15 protein-coding genes are annotated in these 18,548 nt (G+C 64.4%); 4 read left to right on the top strand and 11 right to left on the bottom strand.

The window, feature by feature from the left end; genetic code table 11:
* Position 1 precedes the first annotated feature (1 nt).
* Positions 2 to 2,110, top strand: a complete 2,109-nt coding sequence (gene prsK, locus HGK27_RS09980; protein WP_241127012.1) for an XrtA/PEP-CTERM system histidine kinase PrsK — start codon at positions 2 to 4, stop codon at positions 2,108 to 2,110.
* Positions 2,107 to 3,489, top strand: a complete 1,383-nt coding sequence (prsR, locus tag HGK27_RS09975; protein WP_206240385.1) for a PEP-CTERM-box response regulator transcription factor — start codon at positions 2,107 to 2,109, stop codon at positions 3,487 to 3,489. Before prsK ends, prsR begins: the two co-directional genes overlap by 4 nt.
* A 203-nt stretch (positions 3,490 to 3,692) precedes the next feature.
* Here prsR and HGK27_RS09970 read toward each other — a convergent pair whose 3' ends face one another.
* Together HGK27_RS09970 and panB are read right to left on the bottom strand one after the other, a co-directional pair.
* A complete protein-coding gene (locus tag HGK27_RS09970) occupies positions 3,693 to 4,757 on the bottom strand; it encodes a DUF475 domain-containing protein (protein ID WP_241127011.1) in 1,065 nt (354 codons plus the stop codon).
* Positions 4,754 to 5,623, bottom strand: a complete 870-nt coding sequence (gene panB, locus HGK27_RS09965; RefSeq protein WP_206240384.1) for a 3-methyl-2-oxobutanoate hydroxymethyltransferase — start codon at positions 5,621 to 5,623, stop codon at positions 4,754 to 4,756. The genes HGK27_RS09970 and panB overlap by 4 nt, the downstream gene beginning before the upstream one ends.
* A 185-nt stretch (positions 5,624 to 5,808) precedes the next feature.
* Between panB and HGK27_RS09960 the strand changes: the two genes are divergently transcribed.
* Positions 5,809 to 7,311: an amino acid permease gene (locus tag HGK27_RS09960; RefSeq protein ID WP_206240383.1), complete on the top strand. Its 1,503-nt coding sequence runs from the start codon at positions 5,809 to 5,811 to the stop codon at positions 7,309 to 7,311.
* A gap of 86 nt (positions 7,312 to 7,397) precedes the next feature.
* On the opposite strand, the gene phoB is transcribed toward HGK27_RS09960, so the two are convergent.
* The 6 genes from phoB to HGK27_RS09930 form a co-directional block, all read right to left on the bottom strand.
* Positions 7,398 to 8,087, bottom strand: a complete 690-nt coding sequence (gene phoB, locus HGK27_RS09955; RefSeq protein ID WP_068081588.1) for a phosphate regulon transcriptional regulator PhoB — start codon at positions 8,085 to 8,087, stop codon at positions 7,398 to 7,400.
* Positions 8,088 to 8,111: 24 nt separating this feature from the next.
* The gene (gene phoU, locus HGK27_RS09950; protein WP_068081591.1) at positions 8,112 to 8,792 is read right to left on the bottom strand and encodes a phosphate signaling complex protein PhoU; all 681 of its coding nucleotides are present in this window, start codon (positions 8,790 to 8,792) and stop codon (positions 8,112 to 8,114) included.
* 183 nt (positions 8,793 to 8,975) lie between these two features.
* Positions 8,976 to 10,181, bottom strand: a complete 1,206-nt coding sequence (locus tag HGK27_RS09945; RefSeq protein WP_241127010.1) for a sensor histidine kinase — start codon at positions 10,179 to 10,181, stop codon at positions 8,976 to 8,978.
* Positions 10,182 to 10,304: 123 nt separating this feature from the next.
* Positions 10,305 to 11,399 carry an alpha-hydroxy acid oxidase gene (locus HGK27_RS09940; RefSeq protein ID WP_241127009.1) on the bottom strand — a complete coding sequence of 365 codons (1,095 nt, stop codon included), beginning with the start codon at positions 11,397 to 11,399 and terminating at the stop codon, positions 10,305 to 10,307.
* Complete coding sequence (locus tag HGK27_RS09935; RefSeq protein WP_206240381.1) at positions 11,396 to 12,076, bottom strand: Fe2+-dependent dioxygenase; 681 nt, start codon at positions 12,074 to 12,076, stop codon at positions 11,396 to 11,398. The genes HGK27_RS09940 and HGK27_RS09935 overlap by 4 nt, the downstream gene beginning before the upstream one ends.
* A gap of 198 nt (positions 12,077 to 12,274) precedes the next feature.
* Positions 12,275 to 14,713 (bottom strand): TonB-dependent receptor, encoded by a 2,439-nt coding sequence (locus tag HGK27_RS09930; RefSeq protein WP_206240380.1) that lies wholly within the window; start codon positions 14,711 to 14,713, stop codon positions 12,275 to 12,277.
* Between the two features lie 188 nt (positions 14,714 to 14,901).
* Here HGK27_RS09930 and HGK27_RS09925 point away from each other — a divergent pair, with 188 nt between their 5' ends.
* On the top strand, positions 14,902 to 15,180 hold the full coding sequence (locus HGK27_RS09925; protein ID WP_206240379.1) for a hypothetical protein: 279 nt from the start codon (positions 14,902 to 14,904) through the stop codon (positions 15,178 to 15,180).
* Between the two features lie 6 nt (positions 15,181 to 15,186).
* On the opposite strand, the gene HGK27_RS09920 is transcribed toward HGK27_RS09925, so the two are convergent.
* Genes HGK27_RS09920 through HGK27_RS09910 form a run of 3 tightly spaced genes read right to left on the bottom strand, consistent with a single transcriptional unit; the run spans position 15,187 to position 18,508 of the window.
* Positions 15,187 to 15,648 carry a GreA/GreB family elongation factor gene (locus HGK27_RS09920; RefSeq protein WP_206240378.1) on the bottom strand — a complete coding sequence of 154 codons (462 nt, stop codon included), beginning with the start codon at positions 15,646 to 15,648 and terminating at the stop codon, positions 15,187 to 15,189.
* Positions 15,648 to 17,552 carry an ABC-F family ATP-binding cassette domain-containing protein gene (locus HGK27_RS09915; protein WP_206240377.1) on the bottom strand — a complete coding sequence of 635 codons (1,905 nt, stop codon included), beginning with the start codon at positions 17,550 to 17,552 and terminating at the stop codon, positions 15,648 to 15,650. Before HGK27_RS09915 ends, HGK27_RS09920 begins: the two co-directional genes overlap by 1 nt.
* Positions 17,553 to 17,596: 44 nt before the next feature.
* Positions 17,597 to 18,508: an EamA family transporter gene (locus tag HGK27_RS09910; RefSeq protein WP_206240376.1), complete on the bottom strand. Its 912-nt coding sequence runs from the start codon at positions 18,506 to 18,508 to the stop codon at positions 17,597 to 17,599.
* Between the last annotated feature and the right edge of the window lie 40 nt (positions 18,509 to 18,548).

The raw sequence follows: 18,548 nt of genomic DNA, 5'->3' as shown, positions 1-18,548 counted from the left end.
CGTGAGCGCTCTTGCCTCCCAGGGCCCATGGCCGGTCATCGCCGATGCGACGCATGGCGCGGGGGCTTGCGCCGCCGTAACGGTGGCCGCCGTGCTGTGGAGCCATCGCGACCGTTTCGGTCAGGCGGGCAAGGCGATTGTGGCGGCCTTGGCCTGCCATGCGCTGTGGTGCCTTTCCATGGCGGTGGAAGGGCATGCCAGCCTGGTGACCACCAGCCTGCTGGCGCTGCGCAATCTGTCATGGCTGGCCGCGCTCTATCGTCTTTTCGCCAGCGATGGGCGCCTGACCAGCGTGCGCCCCGTGCGCCCGGTGATCGTGGCGCTGACGCTGGTGGACCTGCTGGTGCCCGCCGTGCTGACAGCGGAATATCGCGTCGACCCCACGCTGCTCAGCGACCCTGCACTCACACGGTTCAACATTCTGCTGCTGATGCTGGCGGTGGTGGGATCGCTGGTGCTGGTCCACAACCTCTATGTTGGTGCCGAGCCGCAGGCGCGTGCGATGCTGCGCTGGCCCGCTCTGGCTTTCGCGGTGGTCTGGGTGTTCGATCTGAACCTCTACACCGTGGCCTATCTCGATTCGGCTTGGCCGGTGCAGCTTTCCGCGCTGCATGGGGTGGTGGATATCGCTTTTGCCGTGGTGATGTCGGGCGGGGCGCTGCGCGGGCAGGCCATGCTGCGCCTTCGCCCCTCGCGCGCGGTGACATTCCATTCGGTCTCGCTGCTGGTGATCGGCGCCTATTTCGTGGCGATGATCGGCGTGGCGCAATGGCTGGCCTATGCCGGGGGCAATTACGCGCGCTGGCTGCAATATGGCTTTGTCATTCTGGCGACGGCGGCGGCGCTGCTGATGCTGCCCTCGCGGCGGCTGCGGGGGTGGCTGCGGGTCACGCTGGTCAAGCATCTGTTCCAGCATCGCTATGATTACCGTGCTGAATGGATGCGCTTTACCCGCACCATCGGCAGTCAGGCGGAGGAGGCTCCGCCGCTCCACCAGCGCGCCGTGCAGGCCGTGGCCGACATCACCGACAGCCCGGCAGGCCTGCTGCTGGTGCCCGACGATCTGGGCGAGATGGTGCTGGCCGCCCGCTGGCACTGGCCCACCGCCGATGTGCCCGGCCCGGCGCTTTCCCCCGATGCGGTGCGTTTTTTCGAGGCGCATGATTTCATCATCGACCTCGACGATCTGCGCGAGGGTAAGGCGGAGCATGATGAAGCCGCGCTGATCCCTTCATGGCTCAGCGACGATCCCCTCGCATGGGCTTTGGTGCCGCTGGTCCATTATGACCGCATGGTGGGCGCGGTGGTGCTGGCTCGGCCGCCGCAGGCCCGCAAGCTGGATTGGGAGGATTTTGACCTGCTGCGCCTCGTTGGCCAGCAGCTTGCCACCTATCTGGCCGAACATCGCGGGCAGGAGGCTCTGGCCGAGGCCAGCCGCTTCGATGATTTCCACCGCCGCATCGCCTTTGTGATGCATGACATCAAGAATCTGTCGAGCCAGCTCACCCTGCTCACGCGCAATGCGGAGCGTCATGCCGACAATCCGGCCTTCCGCGCCGATATGCTGGTCACCCTGCGCAATTCCGCGGAAAAGCTGAACACGCTGGTGGTGCGCCTCTCGCGCTATGGCGGGCAGGTGGAGAAGGTCGAGCCGGTGGCGCTGGGCGTGATCGCCCGCGAGGTGGCCAAGCCTTTCGAGGGCCGCCATGCTGTCAGCGTGATCGAGCGCGATCCTTGCGTGGTTTCCGGCAACAGCCATTCGATCGAACAGGTTCTCACCCATCTGCTGCAAAACGCCGTCGAGGCCAGCCCCGACGGCAGCCCGGTGTTCATCGCCATCGCCGAGGATGGCGCGGCGGCGCGGATCGAGGTGGTCGATTCGGGAAGCGGCATGAGCGAGGATTTCGTGCGTACCCGCCTGTTCCGCCCCTTTGTCTCCACCAAGCCGGGGGGCTTTGGCATCGGCGTTTATGAGGCTCGTGAACTGGTGAAGGCGATGAAGGGCAACATTCTGGTCGAAAGCCGCGAGGGCGTGGGCACGCGCTTTGTGGTGCGTCTGCCGTTGGCTGCGGTGCATAAGCGGCCCAACATCAAGAGTAAGGTGGCATGATGAGCGAGCGCCCCAGCCTGCTGATCGTGGAGGACGATGCCGGCCTTCAGGCCCAGCTCAAATGGGCTTACGATGATTTTGACGTCACCGTGGTGGGTGACAAGGCCTCGGCTCTTGCCGCAATGCGCGCCATCGAGCCCGAGGTGGTGACGCTGGACCTTGGCCTGCCGCCCGATCCGGACGGTACCAGCGAGGGTTTCGCGGTGCTGGATGCCATCATGACGATGCGCCCGCAGACCAAGGTGATCGTGGCGAGCGGCCATGGCGCGCGGGAAAGCGCGCTGACCGCCATCGCGCGCGGGGCCTATGATTTCTACCAGAAGCCCGTCGACATCGAGGAGCTGGGCCTGATTGTGCGCCGGGCCTTCAAGCTGGCGCGGATCGAGGCGGAGAACCGCGCTCTGGCCGCGCGTGTCGGCTCGGATCATCGCGTGCTGGGCGGCATGATCACCGCCGCGCCCGAAATGCTGCGCGTGGCCCGCACCATCGAGCGGGTGGCGGGCACCAATGTCTCGGTGATGCTGCTGGGCGCCAGTGGCACCGGCAAGGAACTGCTGGCGCGTGGATTGCATGAGGCCAGCGACCGGCGGGCAGGGGGCTTTGTTGCCATCAACTGCGCGGCGATCCCGGAAAATCTGCTGGAATCCGAACTCTTCGGCCACGAAAAAGGCGCCTTCACCGGTGCGGTCAAGACCACTGAGGGCAAGATCGAGCAGGCCCATGGCGGCACGCTGTTTCTGGACGAGGTGGGCGATATTCCGCTGCCGCTGCAGGTCAAATTGCTGCGCTTCCTGCAGGAGCGCGTGATCGAGCGCATCGGCGGGCGCAAGCCCATTGCAGTCGATACGCGCATCGTCTGCGCCACCCATCAGAACCTTGAGGCGATGATCGTCGATGGCCGCTTCCGCGAGGATCTGTGGTATCGCCTCGCCGAGATCGTGGTGAAGATCCCCTCGCTGGCGGAGCGGCCCGGCGATCCGGTGCTGCTGGCCCGCGCCTTTCTGCAGCGCTTCGCTGCAGAGCTGAACCTGCCCGCCAAGGGCTTTGCTGGCGACGCCCTGACCGCCATCGACCGCTGGGCCTGGCCCGGCAATGTGCGCGAGCTGGAAAACCGCGTGAAGCGCGCCGCGATCATGGCCGATGGCAAGCTGGTGACGGCGGAAGACCTCGATCTAACGTCACACAGCGATGAGGCGGAGTTGCCGCTTAATCTCAAGGCCGCGCGCGAGAATGCGGACCGTCATGTGATCCGCCATGCTCTGGCGCGCAGCGAGGGCAATATTTCCAGCACGGCACGGCTCTTGGGGATCAGCCGCCCGACGCTTTACGATCTGCTCAAGCAGTATGATTTGCAGGGTGAGGGCGGCGCGGCGCGGTAAAGCGTTGATAGGCCTGAAAATTCACCGATATGGCGTGAAAAAGGGCGGCTCTGGGAGCCGCCCTTTCCCCTCCCATTATCTTCCGAGAGACGGATTGCCAAACTGCGGGCCGCTTCGCAACAAGCTTTCTGCAATCGTCAAAAAATTGACATGAAGCGTTGCCGTATAACCACAGTGGTTTGTTTTCAGATGATTGATCTGATTTATTCGCCGCCGAACTTCCGGCGATAGCGCAAGGACCACGCCAGAGAAGCCGCGATCAACACCGCGCCGACAAGACCGGTCAAGACATCGGGCACCTCAACCAGCGTGCCGGTGAGCATGATCCCGCCCAGCGCGACAATGGCCCAGAAAGCGCCATGCTCCAGATAGCGATAGTCCGAGAGCGCACCGCGTTCGATCAACAGCACCGTCAGCGAACGCACGAAGATCGCCCCGATCGACAGGCCCAGCGCGATCACCACCATGTTGTTCGACAGCGCAAAGGCCCCGATCACGCCATCGAGGCTGAACGACGTATCCAGCACATTGAGGTAGAGAAAGCTGCCCAGCCCTGCGCGCACCGCCGCGCCCGCCACAGCCCGTGCCGCAGCCCGGCTCTCCAGCCAATGGCCCAACGCCTCCACCATCACGAAGGTGATGATGCCCAGAATGCCCGCGCTCAGCAGCACGAAGCCGTCATGTTCGGGCAGCTGTCGTGCCACCAGCAACAGTACGCCAAGCACCAGCGCAACGCCCACGGCATGCACGCCGCCAAGGTTGCTCAGCCGCCGCTCGATCCAGCCGAGCCAGTGCACCTCTTTCTCGGCATCCAGAAAGAAATTCAGCCCGACCAGCGCCAGAAAGGCCCCGCCAAAGCCCGCAATGCCGATATGCGCGGCGCTGACGATGCGCTCATATTCGCCCGGATTGCCCAGCGAGAGGCGCACCGCCTCCACCGGACCCAGCCCCGCGCCGATGCCGACAATGGCCAGCGGAAAGGCGACCCGCGCCCCGAACACCGCGATCACCATGCCCCAGGTAAGGAAGCGCTTGCGCCACACCGGCTCCATGTCGCCCAGCACCGAGGCATTGACCACGGCATTGTCGAAAGAGAGCGACACCTCCAGCACCGCCAGCACGCCGACGATCCACAGCACCGCCAGCGTACCTTCCACGCTGCCGCTTTCGTGCCAGCCATAGGCCGCCGCACCGATCAGGCAGAGCAGGGTGAACAGGATGGCGCCGCTGAAATGGCGGCGCAGCACGGTCAGCACGGCACGCGTCACTTGGGTTGATAGGTCTGTTCGATCCCGGGGAAGCTGCGGTTGCGCACTTCGGCGGCATAATCGGCAGCGGCCTGCGAGATCACGCTGGCGACATCGGCATAGCGCTTCACGAAACGCGGCACGCGCTCGAACATGCCGACCATATCGTCAACCACCAGCACCTGCCCGTCACAGCGCGCTGAACCGCCGATGCCGATCACCGGGCAGCTGACAGCCTCGGTCATGGCGATGGCGATGGGTTCCACCACGCCTTCCACCACGATGGAGAAAGCCCCGGCTTCATCCAGGGCCTTGGCATCGTTGATGATTTTCTCGGCCTCGGCGGCGTCGCGGCCACGCGCGCCATAGCCGCCCAGCTGGTTTACCGCCTGAGGCGTCAGGCCGACATGACCCATCACCGGAATGCCACGCTGCGTCAGGAAGCGCACGGTTTCGGCCATGGCTTCGCCGCCTTCCAGCTTCACGCCCGCTGCGCCGGTTTCCTTCAGAATGCGCGCCGAGGTCTCGAAAGCCTGCTGCGGGCTACCCTCATAGGTGCCGAAGGGCAGATCGACCAGCACAGCGGCATGCCAGCTGCCGCGCACCACGGCGGCGCCATGGGCGATCATCATATCGAGCGTGACCGGCACCGAGGAGGGCAGGCCATAGATCACCTGACCCAGCGAATCACCCACCAGCAGCAGGTCGCAATGTTCGTCCAGAAGCTGGGCCTGCCGCGCCGTATAGGCGGTCAGCATGACGACAGGCTCCTGCGTTTCCCCATTTTTCTTACGGCGACGGATCGCCGGAATGGTCAGGCGCTTGACCGGCGCAGGCGTGGGATTGGCCCGGCTGGTGGCGGTATCGAGCTGAAAGGTCGTGGACATATCAGCCTGATAGACCAGCCGAAGACCCGGGGAAAGTCCAAGGAGCATCAAAGGCCCGGCACCCAAAATGGCACAAAAGCCCGGGATTCACAGCTTTCTGTCTGGGCAGTGGACAGATGCCCCTTGCGAATGTTGCGTGGTGCGTTAATTTTCTTGCCCAATAGGCTACGCCCGAGGGGAATTGCATGTTTGGTCGCGTCAAGCCGTTGGATGCCATTCTGGCAACGGCTGAGAAAAAATCGCTCCACCGATCGTTGGGAGCGTTCCAGTTGACGATGCTGGGTGTTGGTGCGGTCATCGGTACAGGTATTTTCGTCCTGACGGCGGAGGCGGCGCAAAAGGCCGGCCCCGGCATGATGATCAGCTTTATCATTGCAGGCTTCGTCTGCGCGGTGGCTGCCCTGTGCTATGCCGAAATGGCGAGCATGGTGCCGGTGTCGGGCTCGGCCTACACCTATTCCTATGCCGTGATGGGCGAACTGGTGGCTTGGATGGTCGGCTGGGCGCTGGTGCTGGAATATGCCATTGCCGCAGGTGCGGTCTCGGTCGGCTGGTCGGGCTATTTTACCGGCATGTTGGGCCATCTGCATGATTATGCGGATTTTCTGCCCAACGTCGTGATCCCGCATGCGCTGGCCAACGGGCCAACCGCTGGCGGCATTGTCAATCTGCCCGCCATGCTGATCGCCACGGCGACCACCGCCCTGCTGGTGCTGGGCACCACGGAAAGCGCCACGGTCAACGCCGTTCTGGTGGTGATCAAGATCACCGCGCTGACGGTCTTCTGCCTGCTGGCTCTGCCCGTGCTGAACGCCAAGCATTTCGTTCCCTTCATGCCCACCGGTTTTGGTGGCGTGTCGGCGGCGGCGGCCTCGATCTTCTTCGCCTATGTCGGTTTCGATGCTGTTTCGACGGCTGCTGAAGAGACGGTGAACCCGCAGCGCAACATGCCGATCGGCCTGATCGGCAGCCTTGCCATCTGCACCCTGTTCTACATTCTGGTGGCTGCCGGTGTGATCGGTAGCGTGGGCGCCCAGCCCATGCTCGACGCGCTGGGCCATGCCCTGCCGACCGGCTCGACCCAGCTGACCGACGCCTGCGGCAAGATCAACGGCCAGGCCGTGGTCTGCTCGAAGGAGGCGCTGGCCTGGACCCTGCGCCAGATCGGCTATGCCAAGATCGGCAACTTCGTGGGCCTGGCCGCCATCATGGCGCTGCCCTCGGTGATTCTGATGATGATCTACGGCCAGACGCGCATCGCCTTCGTGATGAGCCGCGACGGCCTGCTGCCCGCCAAGCTGAGCAACGTCCACCCCAAGTTCAAGACGCCGCATGTGGTGACCATCGCCACCGGCATCTTCGTGACGGTGTTCGCGGCCTTCTTCCCGGTGGGCCTGCTGGCCGACGTGTCGAACTCCGGCACGCTGTTCGCCTTCGCCATGGTGACGATCGCCGTGCCGGTGCTGCGTCGTACCGATCCTGACCGTCCGCGTCCGTTCCGCACGCCTGCGGTGAATGTGGTCTCGGCCATCTCGCTGATCGGCTGCGTCTATCTGTTCTTCAGCCTGTCGTTCTACACGCTGCTGCTGTTCTTCAGCTGGGCCGCTTTCGGTCTGCTGATCTATTTCGCCTACAGCCGCAAGCACAGCCATGTCGGCCTCGGCACGGAGCCGGGTGAGGAAGCCTGATCTTCGGATCGGATTTCCGGAATTTGAGCCAAAAGAAAGGCCGGGGTGTTCGCCCCGGCCTTTTCGTTTTTACGCTGTGTGTCGGATCACACCGCTTCCAGCGCGTAACCCGCCGAGCGGACCGTGCGCACCGGATCGGGCGCGCCTTCCTGCTCGATGCCCTTGCGCAAACGGCGGATATGGACGTCCACCGTGCGCAGTTCGATGTCGCTGTCCGTGCCCCAGACCGCATCGAGCAGCTGCCCGCGCGAGAAGACGCGGCCCGGATGCTCCATGAAGAACTTGAGCAGGCGGAACTCCGTCGGCCCCAGCGAGATGATCTGGCTGCGACGCGTGACCCTGTGGGCCGTGGCGTCCAGCGTCAGATCGCCCACCGTAACCAGCTCGCCCGCCAAAGCAGGGCGGATGCGGCGCATGATCGCGGCGACGCGGGCGATCAGCTCGCGCGGCGAGAAGGGCTTGGTGAGGTAATCATCGGCACCGGTTTCCAACCCGCGGATCATGTCGTCTTCCGCGCCGCGCGCGGTCAGCATGATGATCGGCACATGGGCGGTGGCCTTGTCGCGGCGCAGGCGGCGGCAGACCTCGATCCCGCTGGTGCCCTCGATCATCCAGTCGAGGATGACGAGGTCGGGAATTTCCTCGGCGGCCAGCAGCAGCGCTTCGTCGCCATCGGGGGTGACCGAGACGCCATAGCCTTCCGCGCGGAAGCGGAATTCGAGCAGTTCGGCAAGGGCTGGATCATCCTCGACCAGCAGCAGACGGGGCGGATTCATTAGGTGGTGTCCTCCCTGTAAAAATCAGTTTTCAGGCCGGTCGCCACGCTCGCCCAGATAGTCGGCGGTGGCGGCAAAATAGACCTGTTCGGCAAGATTGGTGGCGTGGTCGCCGATGCGTTCCAGATTGCGGGCCACGAACAGCAGATGCGCCGCCGTGCCCACGCTTTCGGGCTTTTCAACCATATGGCTGACCAGATTGCGGAAAATGCTGTCGTAAAAAGCGTCGACCTTGGCATCGCGCTCGACGATCTCCATGGCCAGATTGGGGTCGCGCGCGGCATAGGCGCTGAGCACATCATGGACCATTTCGGCGGCGATCTCGGCCATGGCGGGGATCAGCGGGAAGGGGCCGAAACGGTCGCGATCGGTGATGCGCCCGGTGCGACGGGCGATGTTCTTGGCATAGTCGCCGATGCGTTCCAGAATGCCCGCGATCTTGAGCGCCGCGATTACCTCGCGCAGATCGTCGGCCATGGGCGCGCGCAGGGCGATGACCCGCACGGCCAGCTTGTCGACCTGGGCTTCGAGCGCATCGATCTTCTTGTCACGCGCGATCACGGCGTCGGCCAGGGTGGTGGAGCCCTTGACCAAAGAGGCCATGGCCTCGCTGATGGCCACTTCGGCCAGACCGCCCATTTCCGCGATCAGACCGCGCAGGCGGGTAATGTCTTCATCGAACGCCTTGACCGTATGCTCAACCACCGTGCAACCTCACACCGACCGGAATCCCGGCCCTATCTGTCATCAATTCCCGAGATAATCACCCGCCGAATCTCTGTCATAAAAAAGCAATAAAGGGCGCGCGAGCCCTTGTTTACGGCTGCATCCCTGCCGAAATATGGTGACAGTAATGTGACGATCTGTAACTTTTCACGTTGAAAAGCGTCAATCAGCGGCCAGCGGCAACCTCACGCTGACGGTGGTGCCCACACCCAGCTTGCTGGCGATATCGAGCCGCCCGCGATGGCGCTCGACGATGTGTTTGCAGATGGCCAGCCCAAGGCCCGTCCCCCCCGCTGCGCGGCTGCGGCCCGGATCGGTGCGGTAGAAGCGGCGGGTGAGGTGAGGGAGGTGTTCGGGGGCGATGCCGGCCCCGGTGTCGGTGACGCTCAGCTCGGTCATGTTGCGCGGCGCGGCTTTCAGCACCACGCGGACCGGGGTTTCGCCATCGCCATATTTCAGCGCGTTATCGATGAAGTTGCGCAGCAATTGTTCCAGCTGCTTGGCGTCGCCGCGCACGACGGGGGCATCCTCGCCCTTGTCGAATTCCACGCGGATTGCGCCGCCCGGCGCTGGAGCGAATTCGCGCACCACGCGCTGGGCCAGTTGCGGCAGTTCGATCCGCGTTTCGGGCAGATCGTGCTTTTCGGCTTCCAGCTGCGAAAGCGACATCAGATCGGCCAGCAGGGTCTGCATACGCCGCGCCTCGCGCAGCACGGTGCCGAGGAAGCGCTGGGTTAGGGCGCCATCGACCTTGTCGCCCGCATCGCTCAGCGTTTCGACATAGCCGATGATCGAGGACAGCGGCGTGCGCAGCTCATGGCTGGCATTGGCCACGAAATCGGTATGGGCGCGGCTGATGTCGGCCTCGGCGGTGCGGTCGCGCATTTCGATCACGCGGTAGCGCGCATCGATGCCGTGGCGGGTGAGGTGCCATACGCTGTCGGTCACGGTCAGGGCGGGCACGGTCACCGTCGAGCCGTCGGGCTGGTCGAGCAGGCGGATCGCGTCGGGGTGGCGCAGGGCGATGCGCGTGTCCTGCCCCACCAGATGCTTGCCCAGCACGGCGCGTGCGGCGGCATTGGCGGCGCGGATCCGTGTCTCGTCCGTCAGGATCATGGGCACGCTCACCGATTCGACGGTGGCTTCCATGGCGTTGCGGGCGATGGCATCCAGATCCGGCCTTTCGGAGATGGGCTGGCGGGCAGGCTCCTCCTCCTCGCTGCGCAACCGGTCGGCCCAGAGCGAGAAGAACCACACCCCGGCCACCACCGCCACGATCAGCAGCGAGACGCTGGCCCAGACCAGGCATATGTTTGTCAGCAGGGCCAGCAACATGCCTGCCCAGGGGATCTGCCGGTTGCCGCTCATCCGCCGGGCCGCCTTCCAGTTCTGCGTGGTCGGCCCCGATGGCCATGATCGCGAAAGCGCGTCATGTATTCTGTGTGTGACAGGGCCATGTCAATCTTCGCCCTGTCGATGGATGGGGAGGAATCAGGGCGCGCGAAACAGATGCTGCGGGCCAAGCTGCGAGACGCTGGCGCAGCCCAGTTGCGCCATGGCCAGCTCCAGTTCGGCGCGCAGAATGTGCAGCATATGGGCAACGCCGGTAAAGCCGCCGACCGCCAGCGCATGCATTTGCGGCCGCCCGATCAGCACAGCCTGAGCACCCAGAGCCAGCGCTTTGGCGATATCCGTGCCGGAGCGCAGGCCGCCATCGACCAGCAAGGGAAGGTCGGGGCCGACAGCTTTACGGATCGGCGCGATCAGTTCCAGCGCGGAGGGCATGCCGGGCAGCACCCGCCCGCCATGGTGCGAGATGACAACGGCATCGGCGCCCATTTGGGCGGCCATGCGCGCGTCCTCGGGAGCGGCGAGGCCTTTGATCAGCAGCGGCAGGCTGGTTTGCTTGCGCAACCACGCGACATCCTCCCAGCGAGGCGCGTTCTCGGTCAGCGGGGTGCCGAAGAGGATTGCGCCATGGTTGGTGACCTGCTGCTGCGTGGGAAAGCCGCGCAGATTGGCCGCTTCGACACCCGGGGGCAGCGGAAAGCCCGCGCGCTTGACCGCCGCATCGACGGTGAAGGCGATGGCTCGATAGCCCGCTTCTTCCGCGCGGCGGATCAGTGCCAGCGTGTGATCCCTGTCAGGCTGGGCGTAGAGCTGGAACCAGTGTGGCACCTCGGGCTGGGCCAGTTGGCGCGCGGCATCCTGCGCGGCCTGCGCCACCTCTTCCAGCGTGACGCTCGACAGGGTGCTGAGGACCATCGACAGGCCCATGGCGGTGGCGGCGCGCACGCTGGCCAACTCGCCCTCGGGATGGGCAAGGCGCTGATAGGCCACGGGGGCGAGCAGGATCGGCGTGGCGTGGTGCTGGCCGAACAGCTCGATGGCGGTCGAGCCGCCGCGTAAGTCGGTCAGGCGGCGGGGCAGCAGCTTGATGCGATCGAGCGCCAGGCGGTCATTGTCGGGGGCGCCGTGAAAACCGCTGCCCTCCTGAATATGGCCCCAGATGGCGGAGGGCAGGCGGGTGGCGGCATGTCTTTCGTAATCACCCAGCGTGTGGAGGTCTTCAGGCAGGGCGCTCATGTGAGCGACCATTCGCGCAGCAGATTGTGATAGACGTTGGTCAGGCTGTCGACGCTCTCATGCTCGGGATGATCGGCGGACAAGGCCTGGATCGACTGGTCCAGATCATAGAGCAGACGGCGGCGATGGTCCTGCGGCACAAGGCTCTGCACCCAGAGGAAAGAGGCAAGGCGGGCGCCGCGCGTTACCGGCGTGACGCGATGCAGGCTGGTGCCGGGGTAGAGCACGGCATCGCCTGCGGGCAGTTTCACCTCCTGCTGGCCGAAAGTGTCCTGAATGATGAGTTCGCCGCCGTCATACTCGTCGGGTTCGCTCAGGAAGACGGTCATCGAGCAATCGGTGCGCACGCTTTGCGATGTACCGGGGATCGGGAAGATCGCATTGTCGACATGGTTGCCATATTCGCCTTCGCCCTCATAGCGGTTGAAGCGCGGGGGCACCATGCGCAGCGGCAGGGCGGCGGACAGGAAGGCCGGATTGCGCATCAGGCGGTTGCCGATCAGCGCGCCCAGGTGCTGGGCTTGAGGGCTCTCCAAGGACAATTGCTGGTTGCGCTTCACCCCCTGAGCGCGATGCCCGGCGGTGGTGCGTCCATCCTGCCATTCAGCCTCCTCCAGCAGGGCGCGGGCCTGTTGCAGGTCTTCGGCGCTCAGCAAGGAAGGGATGTGCAGCAGCATGGGTGTTCTTTCGAAGGGGTGACGGCGGGTTTTTAAGCCCATGTTGATGCCAGCGATATGCGCTAACGCAAATCAGGAACGGGTCTTGTGCGTTTTACGGCCTCATAACGCAAGACCGGGCGCGGAAAGGGACTTTCTCCGCGCCCGGTTCGGTTGGCCCGTCAAGGCCAACCGTCCAATCATGTGAAGGCCGGGGCCTTACATCTTGTAGGACACGGTCAGCGTGGCCGAGCGCGCGTCACCCGGCGTGGCCCAGCCATTGTTGGCGCGGATGCGGGTGTAATAGAGCCTGTCGCCGATGTTCTTGACGTTGATCTGGGCGTTGAGGCGCTTGGTCACGTCATAGGAGATCGTGGCATTGTGCACGACATAGGACTTCGAGCGATAGACCACTTGCGAAGCCGGCGTGGTCGAAGGCGTGTTCAGCGCAAAGCTGCCCTGATAGGTCGCGCCGTAACCGACCGTCAGGCCGAAGGGCAGGCGGTAGGTGGTGAAGATGCTGCCCGAATGCTTGGGCGTCTGCACCAGTTCCGAACCGCCGCCCGGGTTGGGATAGGCCGCCGTGTTGGTGCAGGAGCCGGTGCCGGGATTGGCGAGACACAGCTTGGACACCGAACGGATCAGCTTGCTGTCCAGATAGGTGTAGTTGGCGGTCACCTGCCAGCGATCCGTGATGTTGCCGCTGGCGCCCAGCGCCACGCCATTGACGCGCGACTGGCCCTGGTTGGTCTGATCGGGCACCGTCGGATCGCCCGAGACGACCTTATAGGCGTTGCGCTCGTTGCGGAAGACGGCGGCGGTCAGCAGCAGGCCCTTGGCGACCTCTGCCTTCAGCCCGACCTCGTAGTTCTTGGCGGTTTCCGGAGCGGTGTTGCAGGTGGCGCTGGCAGCTGCCGTGGCGGTGGCCGCCGTGTTGGTGCAGGCGCCGTTGACGGTGTTCTGCGAAGGCGTCTTGGAATTGCCATAGGCGATATAGGCGCTGACAGCCTCCACCGGCTTGTAGACCGCGCCGATGCGCCATGAGAACATGGTGGCTGCATTGCGCAGATCGGTGCGCGTGGTGGCCTGACCCAGCGTGACAGCCGAGCCCGGCGTCACCAGATTGGCGGTGGTGGGGGCCGTGCCGGTGGCGGTGGCCAGCGTGTAGGCGGTGGAATGGCCGATGTTGCGGTCGATACGCACGCCGCCGTTCAGCTCGAAATGGCTACCGAATTTGGCGGCGTCGAACAGATAGAGGGCATAGTCCTCGATATCGTTGCGGCTCTTGGCTCCGACGATGAAATTGACCGGCCCGGTGTAGGTGTTGTTCAGCCCCGGATTGTAGAGATTATAGGCCGGCACCGCCACCGTGGCGCCCGCCGCCGTGCGCTGCGAATTGCCCGAGGAGAGGTTGTAATACTCCTTGGAGACCTGCAGGCCAGCATCCAGCGTATGCTCGATGCCGCCGGTGTTGACCGTGGCCGAAAGATCGGCCTGCTCATAGAACATCTGGTTCTGCGTATCGCGGGTGTTGCCACGCGAGCCGCCGCTCGGCACGAAGGTGCCCGCAGCCTGACCCGTGGCGCAGGCGAGACCCACCGGCGTCAGCCCATTGGGCATGCAGAAGCTGCCCTCGGGCCCGTCCGAGCGGGAGAACTGCGAGACCTGATCATAGCGCATCAGATTGCGCAGCTTAACCTTGCTGCTGAAATCATGCTCGACGATGCTGGTGATCTGGTTCGAGTTGATGCGCTGCGTGTCGTAATTGGCAAAGCCGTAATAGGCGCTGCGGTCCACGCCCGGCAGCACGCCGGTGTAGCCATTGGTGCCCGCCGCATTGTTGGCGAAATAGGGCAGGCCGTATTGCGGAATGTTGCGGTCTTCCTGATGGTAATACATCAGCGTCAGGCGCGTGGGCGTGCCCAGACCCACGGTGATCGCGGGTGCGATGCCCCAACGGTCGTTCTTTTCGACCTGGCGGCCCGGAATGTCATTGTGATGGACCATGCCGTTGAGGCGGAAGGCCACGCTGTCTGACAGGTGGCGGTTGATGTCCACCGTGCCGCGATAATAGTTGGCGGTGCCCACGCCGCCGGTGACCAGCATCTGGTCGCGGTCCAGCGGGCGCTTGCTCACCAGATTGATGGTGCCGCCCACCGAGCCCGAGCCATTGGTGACCGAGCTGGCGCCATTGGTCACCTCGATCTGCTGGACATTGAAATTGTCCGAGCGGGTGTATTGCGCGCTGCTGCGCACATTATCGACCTGAATGTCGTTGCTGGCGGTGTAGCCGCGCAGGGTGATGCTGTCGCCATAGCCGCTGCCGCCTTCGCCTGCGCCAAAGGTGATACCCGGCACGGTGGAGAGCGCTTCCTGAAGCGAGATGATGTTCTGCTGCTGCAGCACCTCATGCGAGAGCACGGTGACGGTCTGGGGTGTGTCGCGCAGGGGGCGCACGGCCTTGGGCGAGGCCTGACGGCGGCCCAGTTCCACATCATCGATCGCCGTATCGGACACGGTGACGCCGCCCAGCGAGCGTTCCTCGCCCTTGGTCTCTTGCGCGTGAAGCGCGGCGGCGGTGAAGGGCAGGATCGCGGTGCTGACGCAGGACAAGGCCAGCGAAGCCCGGGCGCGTGCCGGGCTGGAGAGTTTGCTCATGATTTCCCCCTGTTGTGGTTGGGGGCGACCTAAGGGTATTCCTTCATTCAGTCAATAATGATTCTCAATAGCTGTTGTGTATCGGAATTTGCCCAACTGTATCTGCGATGATTGGCTTTTGCAACGCATTCGCAAATGCCGGAAATTGGCCGATGCGGGGCTTCGCATGATGTGCTAGGGCGGGCCGCATGGATTTTGACGATCAACTCCGCCGCTATTTCGCCACCACCGATCTTTCCGAAGTGCCGCAAAGCGCGCTCGAATCGGGGATCGAGAAGATGCAGGTCGATCTGGGGATGGAAGAGGATCGCGGGCGCCGCTTCGCGCTCTGGGCGCTGCTCACCATGCTGGGGGCCGCGCCCGATCTGGACGTGGCCTTCAAGGACCCGGCGGACCGCGACACGGCCCGCGATTTTATGGAGATGATGGAGCGCGCCCAGGAAGCACAGGCGCAGGGTGAAGGCTGAAGTGCCTTAGATCACCGCGATCTCAAGCACTTCAATCGCGTCTTCCTTGCCGTTGAAGGGCAGGAGTTCCCCCTCTTCGCCGCCGATCAGCGAGCGAGCCAAAGGCGCCGAAAAGGCGATGCTGCCCTGCGCCGGATCGGCCTCGTCATCACCGACGATGGAGAGATCGCGGCGCTTTCCGTTTAGCGTGAAGGCAACCCGCGTGCCGATGGCCACAGTGGAGCCATCGGGCGCGGGCACCAGTTCGGCCGTGATCTGCCGGGTGGTCCAGTAACGCAGTTCGCGTTTCAGCGCGTTGATCTGCGCTTCCTCGCCTCCCTTGGCCAATTCTACCTCCAGGGCCGCCAGCTTTTCGCCGATCAACGCCAGCCCGCGCTCGGTCACCAGATTGGGGCCGGGCGGGATGGGGATCTCGAACTTGGGCTCCAGATGCTCGTCATCGCCATCGCGGCGGAAGGCGACGCTCATCAGGCCTGAGACGCCGACAGGGCCAGAGCCATAAAGGTGTCCACCGCCTCGCTGGCCTCCATCCATGCCGCTTCGGCCGCCTCGATGGCGCTGTCCGTTTCGGCGCGGCGCTTCATCAGCTCGGTCATGGTCAGCTTGGTGAGGTGTTTTTCCGCGGTCGAAGGATCGAACATCGCCTTGTCGATGGCGTTGCGGGTGTTGGTCAGCTTCTCGACCTCGCCCTCCAGCTTCTTGGCGTGCTTGCGCAGCTCCTGGCTCTTTTCGCGGGCCTCGGCGGCGGCGCGGCGCTGGTCCTTCTTGTTCATCCCCTTGGAGGCGGAACTGCCCTCCTTCGAAGGCTCCTTGGCCAGCACGAAGGCGATGTAATCCTCGATCGAGCCGTCGAAATCCTTGCCGGTGCCCTTGTCCACCAGCACCAGACGATCGGCGGTCATTTCCAGCATGTGGCGGTCATGGCTGACGATCACCACCGCGCCGGTGTAGGCGTTGAGCGCCTGAATGAGCGCCTCGCGCGCATCCACATCGAGGTGGTTGGTCGGTTCGTCGAGGATCAGCATATGCGGCGCATCGCGGGTGATCAGCGCGAGTGCCAGACGCGCGCGCTCACCGCCCGACAGGCGGCCGACCTGCGTGGTCGCCTTGTCGCCCGAGAAGCCGAAACGGCCCAGCTGGCCGCGCACGGCGCCCGGCGTCGCGCCCTTCATCAGCGCGGTCATGTGCTGGAGCGGGGTCTCGTCGCGGTCCAGCTCTTCCACCTGATACTGCGTGAAATAGCCCACGCGCATCTTGCCGCTGGCGTTCATCGCGCCATCCATCGGCGTCAGCTGCGCGGCCAGCAGGCGTGCCAGCGTGGTCTTGCCGTTGCCGTTGCGGCCCAGCAGCGCCATGCGCTCATCGGGATCGATGCGCAGGTTGAGGCGGCTCAGGATCGTCTTGTCGCCATAGCCCACCGAGGCGAGATCGAGCGTGATGAGCGGCGGGCGCAATTCATCCGGATTGGGGAAATCGAAGCTGAGCGAGGGATCGTCGATCATCTCGGCGATGGGCTGCAGCTTGGAGAGCGCCTTCTGGCGCGACTGCGCCTGCTTGGCGGTGGAAGCACGCGCCGAATTGCGGGCGATGTAATCCTGCAGACGCTCACGCTCGGCCTGCTGCTTGACGCGGGCCGAGGCGATCTGGGCCTGCCGTTCGGCACGCTGGCGCTCGAAAGCGTCATAGCCGCCGGGATAGAGCGTCAGCTTGCCGCCCGAAAGATGCAGGATGTGATCGACCACATTGTTGAGGAAATCACGCTCATGGCTGACCAGCAGAATGGTGGCGGGATAGGATTTGAGGAAATCCTCCAGCCACAGCACCGCTTCCAGATCGAGGTGGTTCGAGGGTTCGTCAAGCAGCAGCAGATCGGGCTGCGAGAAGAGCAGCGCGGCCAGCGCCACGCGCATCCGCCAGCCACCGGAGAAGCTTTCCAGCGGGCGGTTCTGCGCCTCTTCATCGAAGCCCAGACCCGCCAGAATGCGCGAGGCGCGCGAGGGGGCGGTATGCGCATCGATGGCGATCAGTCGCTCATGGATTTCGCCGAGGCGGTGGAGATCTTCCTCACCTGCATTCTCGGCCAGTTCCATCAGCTCGGCGCGCTCGGTGTCGGCGGCCAAAACCGTTTCGAAGGGCGTGGCATCCCCGCCCGGCGCTTCCTGAGCGATATAGCCCAGACGGGCGCCGCGCGGCATGCTGACGGAACCGGAATCCGGCTCCAGCATGCCGGCGATCACGCGCACCAGCGTCGATTTCCCCGCGCCATTGCGGCCGATCAGGCCGATGCGCCCGCGCGGGGGCAGCTTGGCCCCGGCGTCGTCGATGATGGTGCGTCCGCCCAGGCGGACCGTGATTCCCGTCAGATTAAGCATGCGCCGCGCCTAGCAGCAGCATGCCCAAAGCAAAAGCCCCCGCTTTAAAGTGGGTCACCCACGCATTTGGCATGTTCGGGGACCTTGTCGCCCATCAGCACGCTGCCCACCGAGGCGGCCACCACCAGAGCAATGGCCAGCAGCTGCAACGGGGTCAGTGTCTCGCCAAGGATCAGCGCGCCGGCCAGAGCGCCCGCTGCGGGTTCGACGCTCAGCAGAATGCCAAAGCGGTTTTCGGGAATGCTCTTGAGCGCGATCATTTCCAGGGAATAGGGCAGGGCGCTCGACAGCATCGCCACCACCAGGCCGCTGGCCATCAGGGCGGGGGTGAGCAGGGTCGTGCCGACATCATAGACGCCGATGGGCACCACCACCAGCGCCGCTGTGGCCATGCCCAGCGCCACGGTCTGGCCGCCGGGCAGATGGCTCGTTTTCTTGCCGAAGACGATGTAAAGGCCCCAGAACACGCCCGCACACAGAGCAAAACCAACGCCTGTCCAGTCCAGCGCATGGTTCATCTGGCGCAGGGGCAGCAGCAGCGCCAGTCCCGCCGCTGCCAGCGCCACCATGGCGATATGCGTCAGCCGCCTTGCATGCAGCAGCGAGACCGTCAGCGGGCCGAGGAATTCGATGGCGATGGCCAGACCCAGCGGAATGCTGCGCAACGCCATATAGAAGCAGAAATTCATCAGCCCCAGCACCGCGCCATAACGCATGGTGGCCAACAGATCGGCGCGGCTGATCGGCTGGCGCCAAGGCCGCCAGATCGCCAGCAGGATCAGCGCGGCAAAGCCCACGCGATAGCTGACCGTACCTTGCGCTCCAACCAATGGAAACAGGCTTTTACCAAAGGATGTTCCCACGCAGAATGAGGTGATCGAGCCGCACAGCGCCAGATAGGGCAGCGCGCGCGAGAACGACGTGGATGCGGCGGGCGAGGCGGAAACCGAGGTCATGGGCCAACTATAGCGATGCTGCGCTGGCGAAGGGCGGCGA

This window comes from Novosphingobium terrae (assembly GCF_017163935.1).
GTDB lineage: Bacteria > Pseudomonadota > Alphaproteobacteria > Sphingomonadales > Sphingomonadaceae > Novosphingobium > Novosphingobium terrae.
This window is presented reverse-complemented; position numbering and strand designations above follow the sequence as displayed.

What these genes read in the sequence shown, in the direction of transcription:
- prsR (WP_206240385.1), top strand. Translation starts at nt 2,107, where the DNA reads ATGATGAGCGAGCGCCCCAGCCTGCTGATCGTGGAGGACGATGCCGGC.
- panB (WP_206240384.1), bottom strand. Translation starts at nt 5,623, where the DNA reads ATGTCCACGACCTTTCAGCTCGATACCGCCACCAGCCGGGCCAATCCC.
- HGK27_RS09960 (WP_206240383.1), top strand. Translation starts at nt 5,809, where the DNA reads ATGTTTGGTCGCGTCAAGCCGTTGGATGCCATTCTGGCAACGGCTGAG.
- phoB (WP_068081588.1), bottom strand. Translation starts at nt 8,087, where the DNA reads ATGAATCCGCCCCGTCTGCTGCTGGTCGAGGATGATCCAGCCCTTGCC.
- HGK27_RS09945 (WP_241127010.1), bottom strand. Translation starts at nt 10,181, where the DNA reads ATGAGCGGCAACCGGCAGATCCCCTGGGCAGGCATGTTGCTGGCCCTG.
- HGK27_RS09940 (WP_241127009.1), bottom strand. Translation starts at nt 11,399, where the DNA reads ATGAGCGCCCTGCCTGAAGACCTCCACACGCTGGGTGATTACGAAAGA.
- HGK27_RS09935 (WP_206240381.1), bottom strand. Translation starts at nt 12,076, where the DNA reads ATGCTGCTGCACATCCCTTCCTTGCTGAGCGCCGAAGACCTGCAACAG.
- HGK27_RS09930 (WP_206240380.1), bottom strand. Translation starts at nt 14,713, where the DNA reads ATGAGCAAACTCTCCAGCCCGGCACGCGCCCGGGCTTCGCTGGCCTTG.
- HGK27_RS09925 (WP_206240379.1), top strand. Translation starts at nt 14,902, where the DNA reads ATGGATTTTGACGATCAACTCCGCCGCTATTTCGCCACCACCGATCTT.
- HGK27_RS09920 (WP_206240378.1), bottom strand. Translation starts at nt 15,648, where the DNA reads ATGAGCGTCGCCTTCCGCCGCGATGGCGATGACGAGCATCTGGAGCCC.
- HGK27_RS09915 (WP_206240377.1), bottom strand. Translation starts at nt 17,552, where the DNA reads ATGCTTAATCTGACGGGAATCACGGTCCGCCTGGGCGGACGCACCATC.
- HGK27_RS09910 (WP_206240376.1), bottom strand. Translation starts at nt 18,508, where the DNA reads ATGACCTCGGTTTCCGCCTCGCCCGCCGCATCCACGTCGTTCTCGCGC.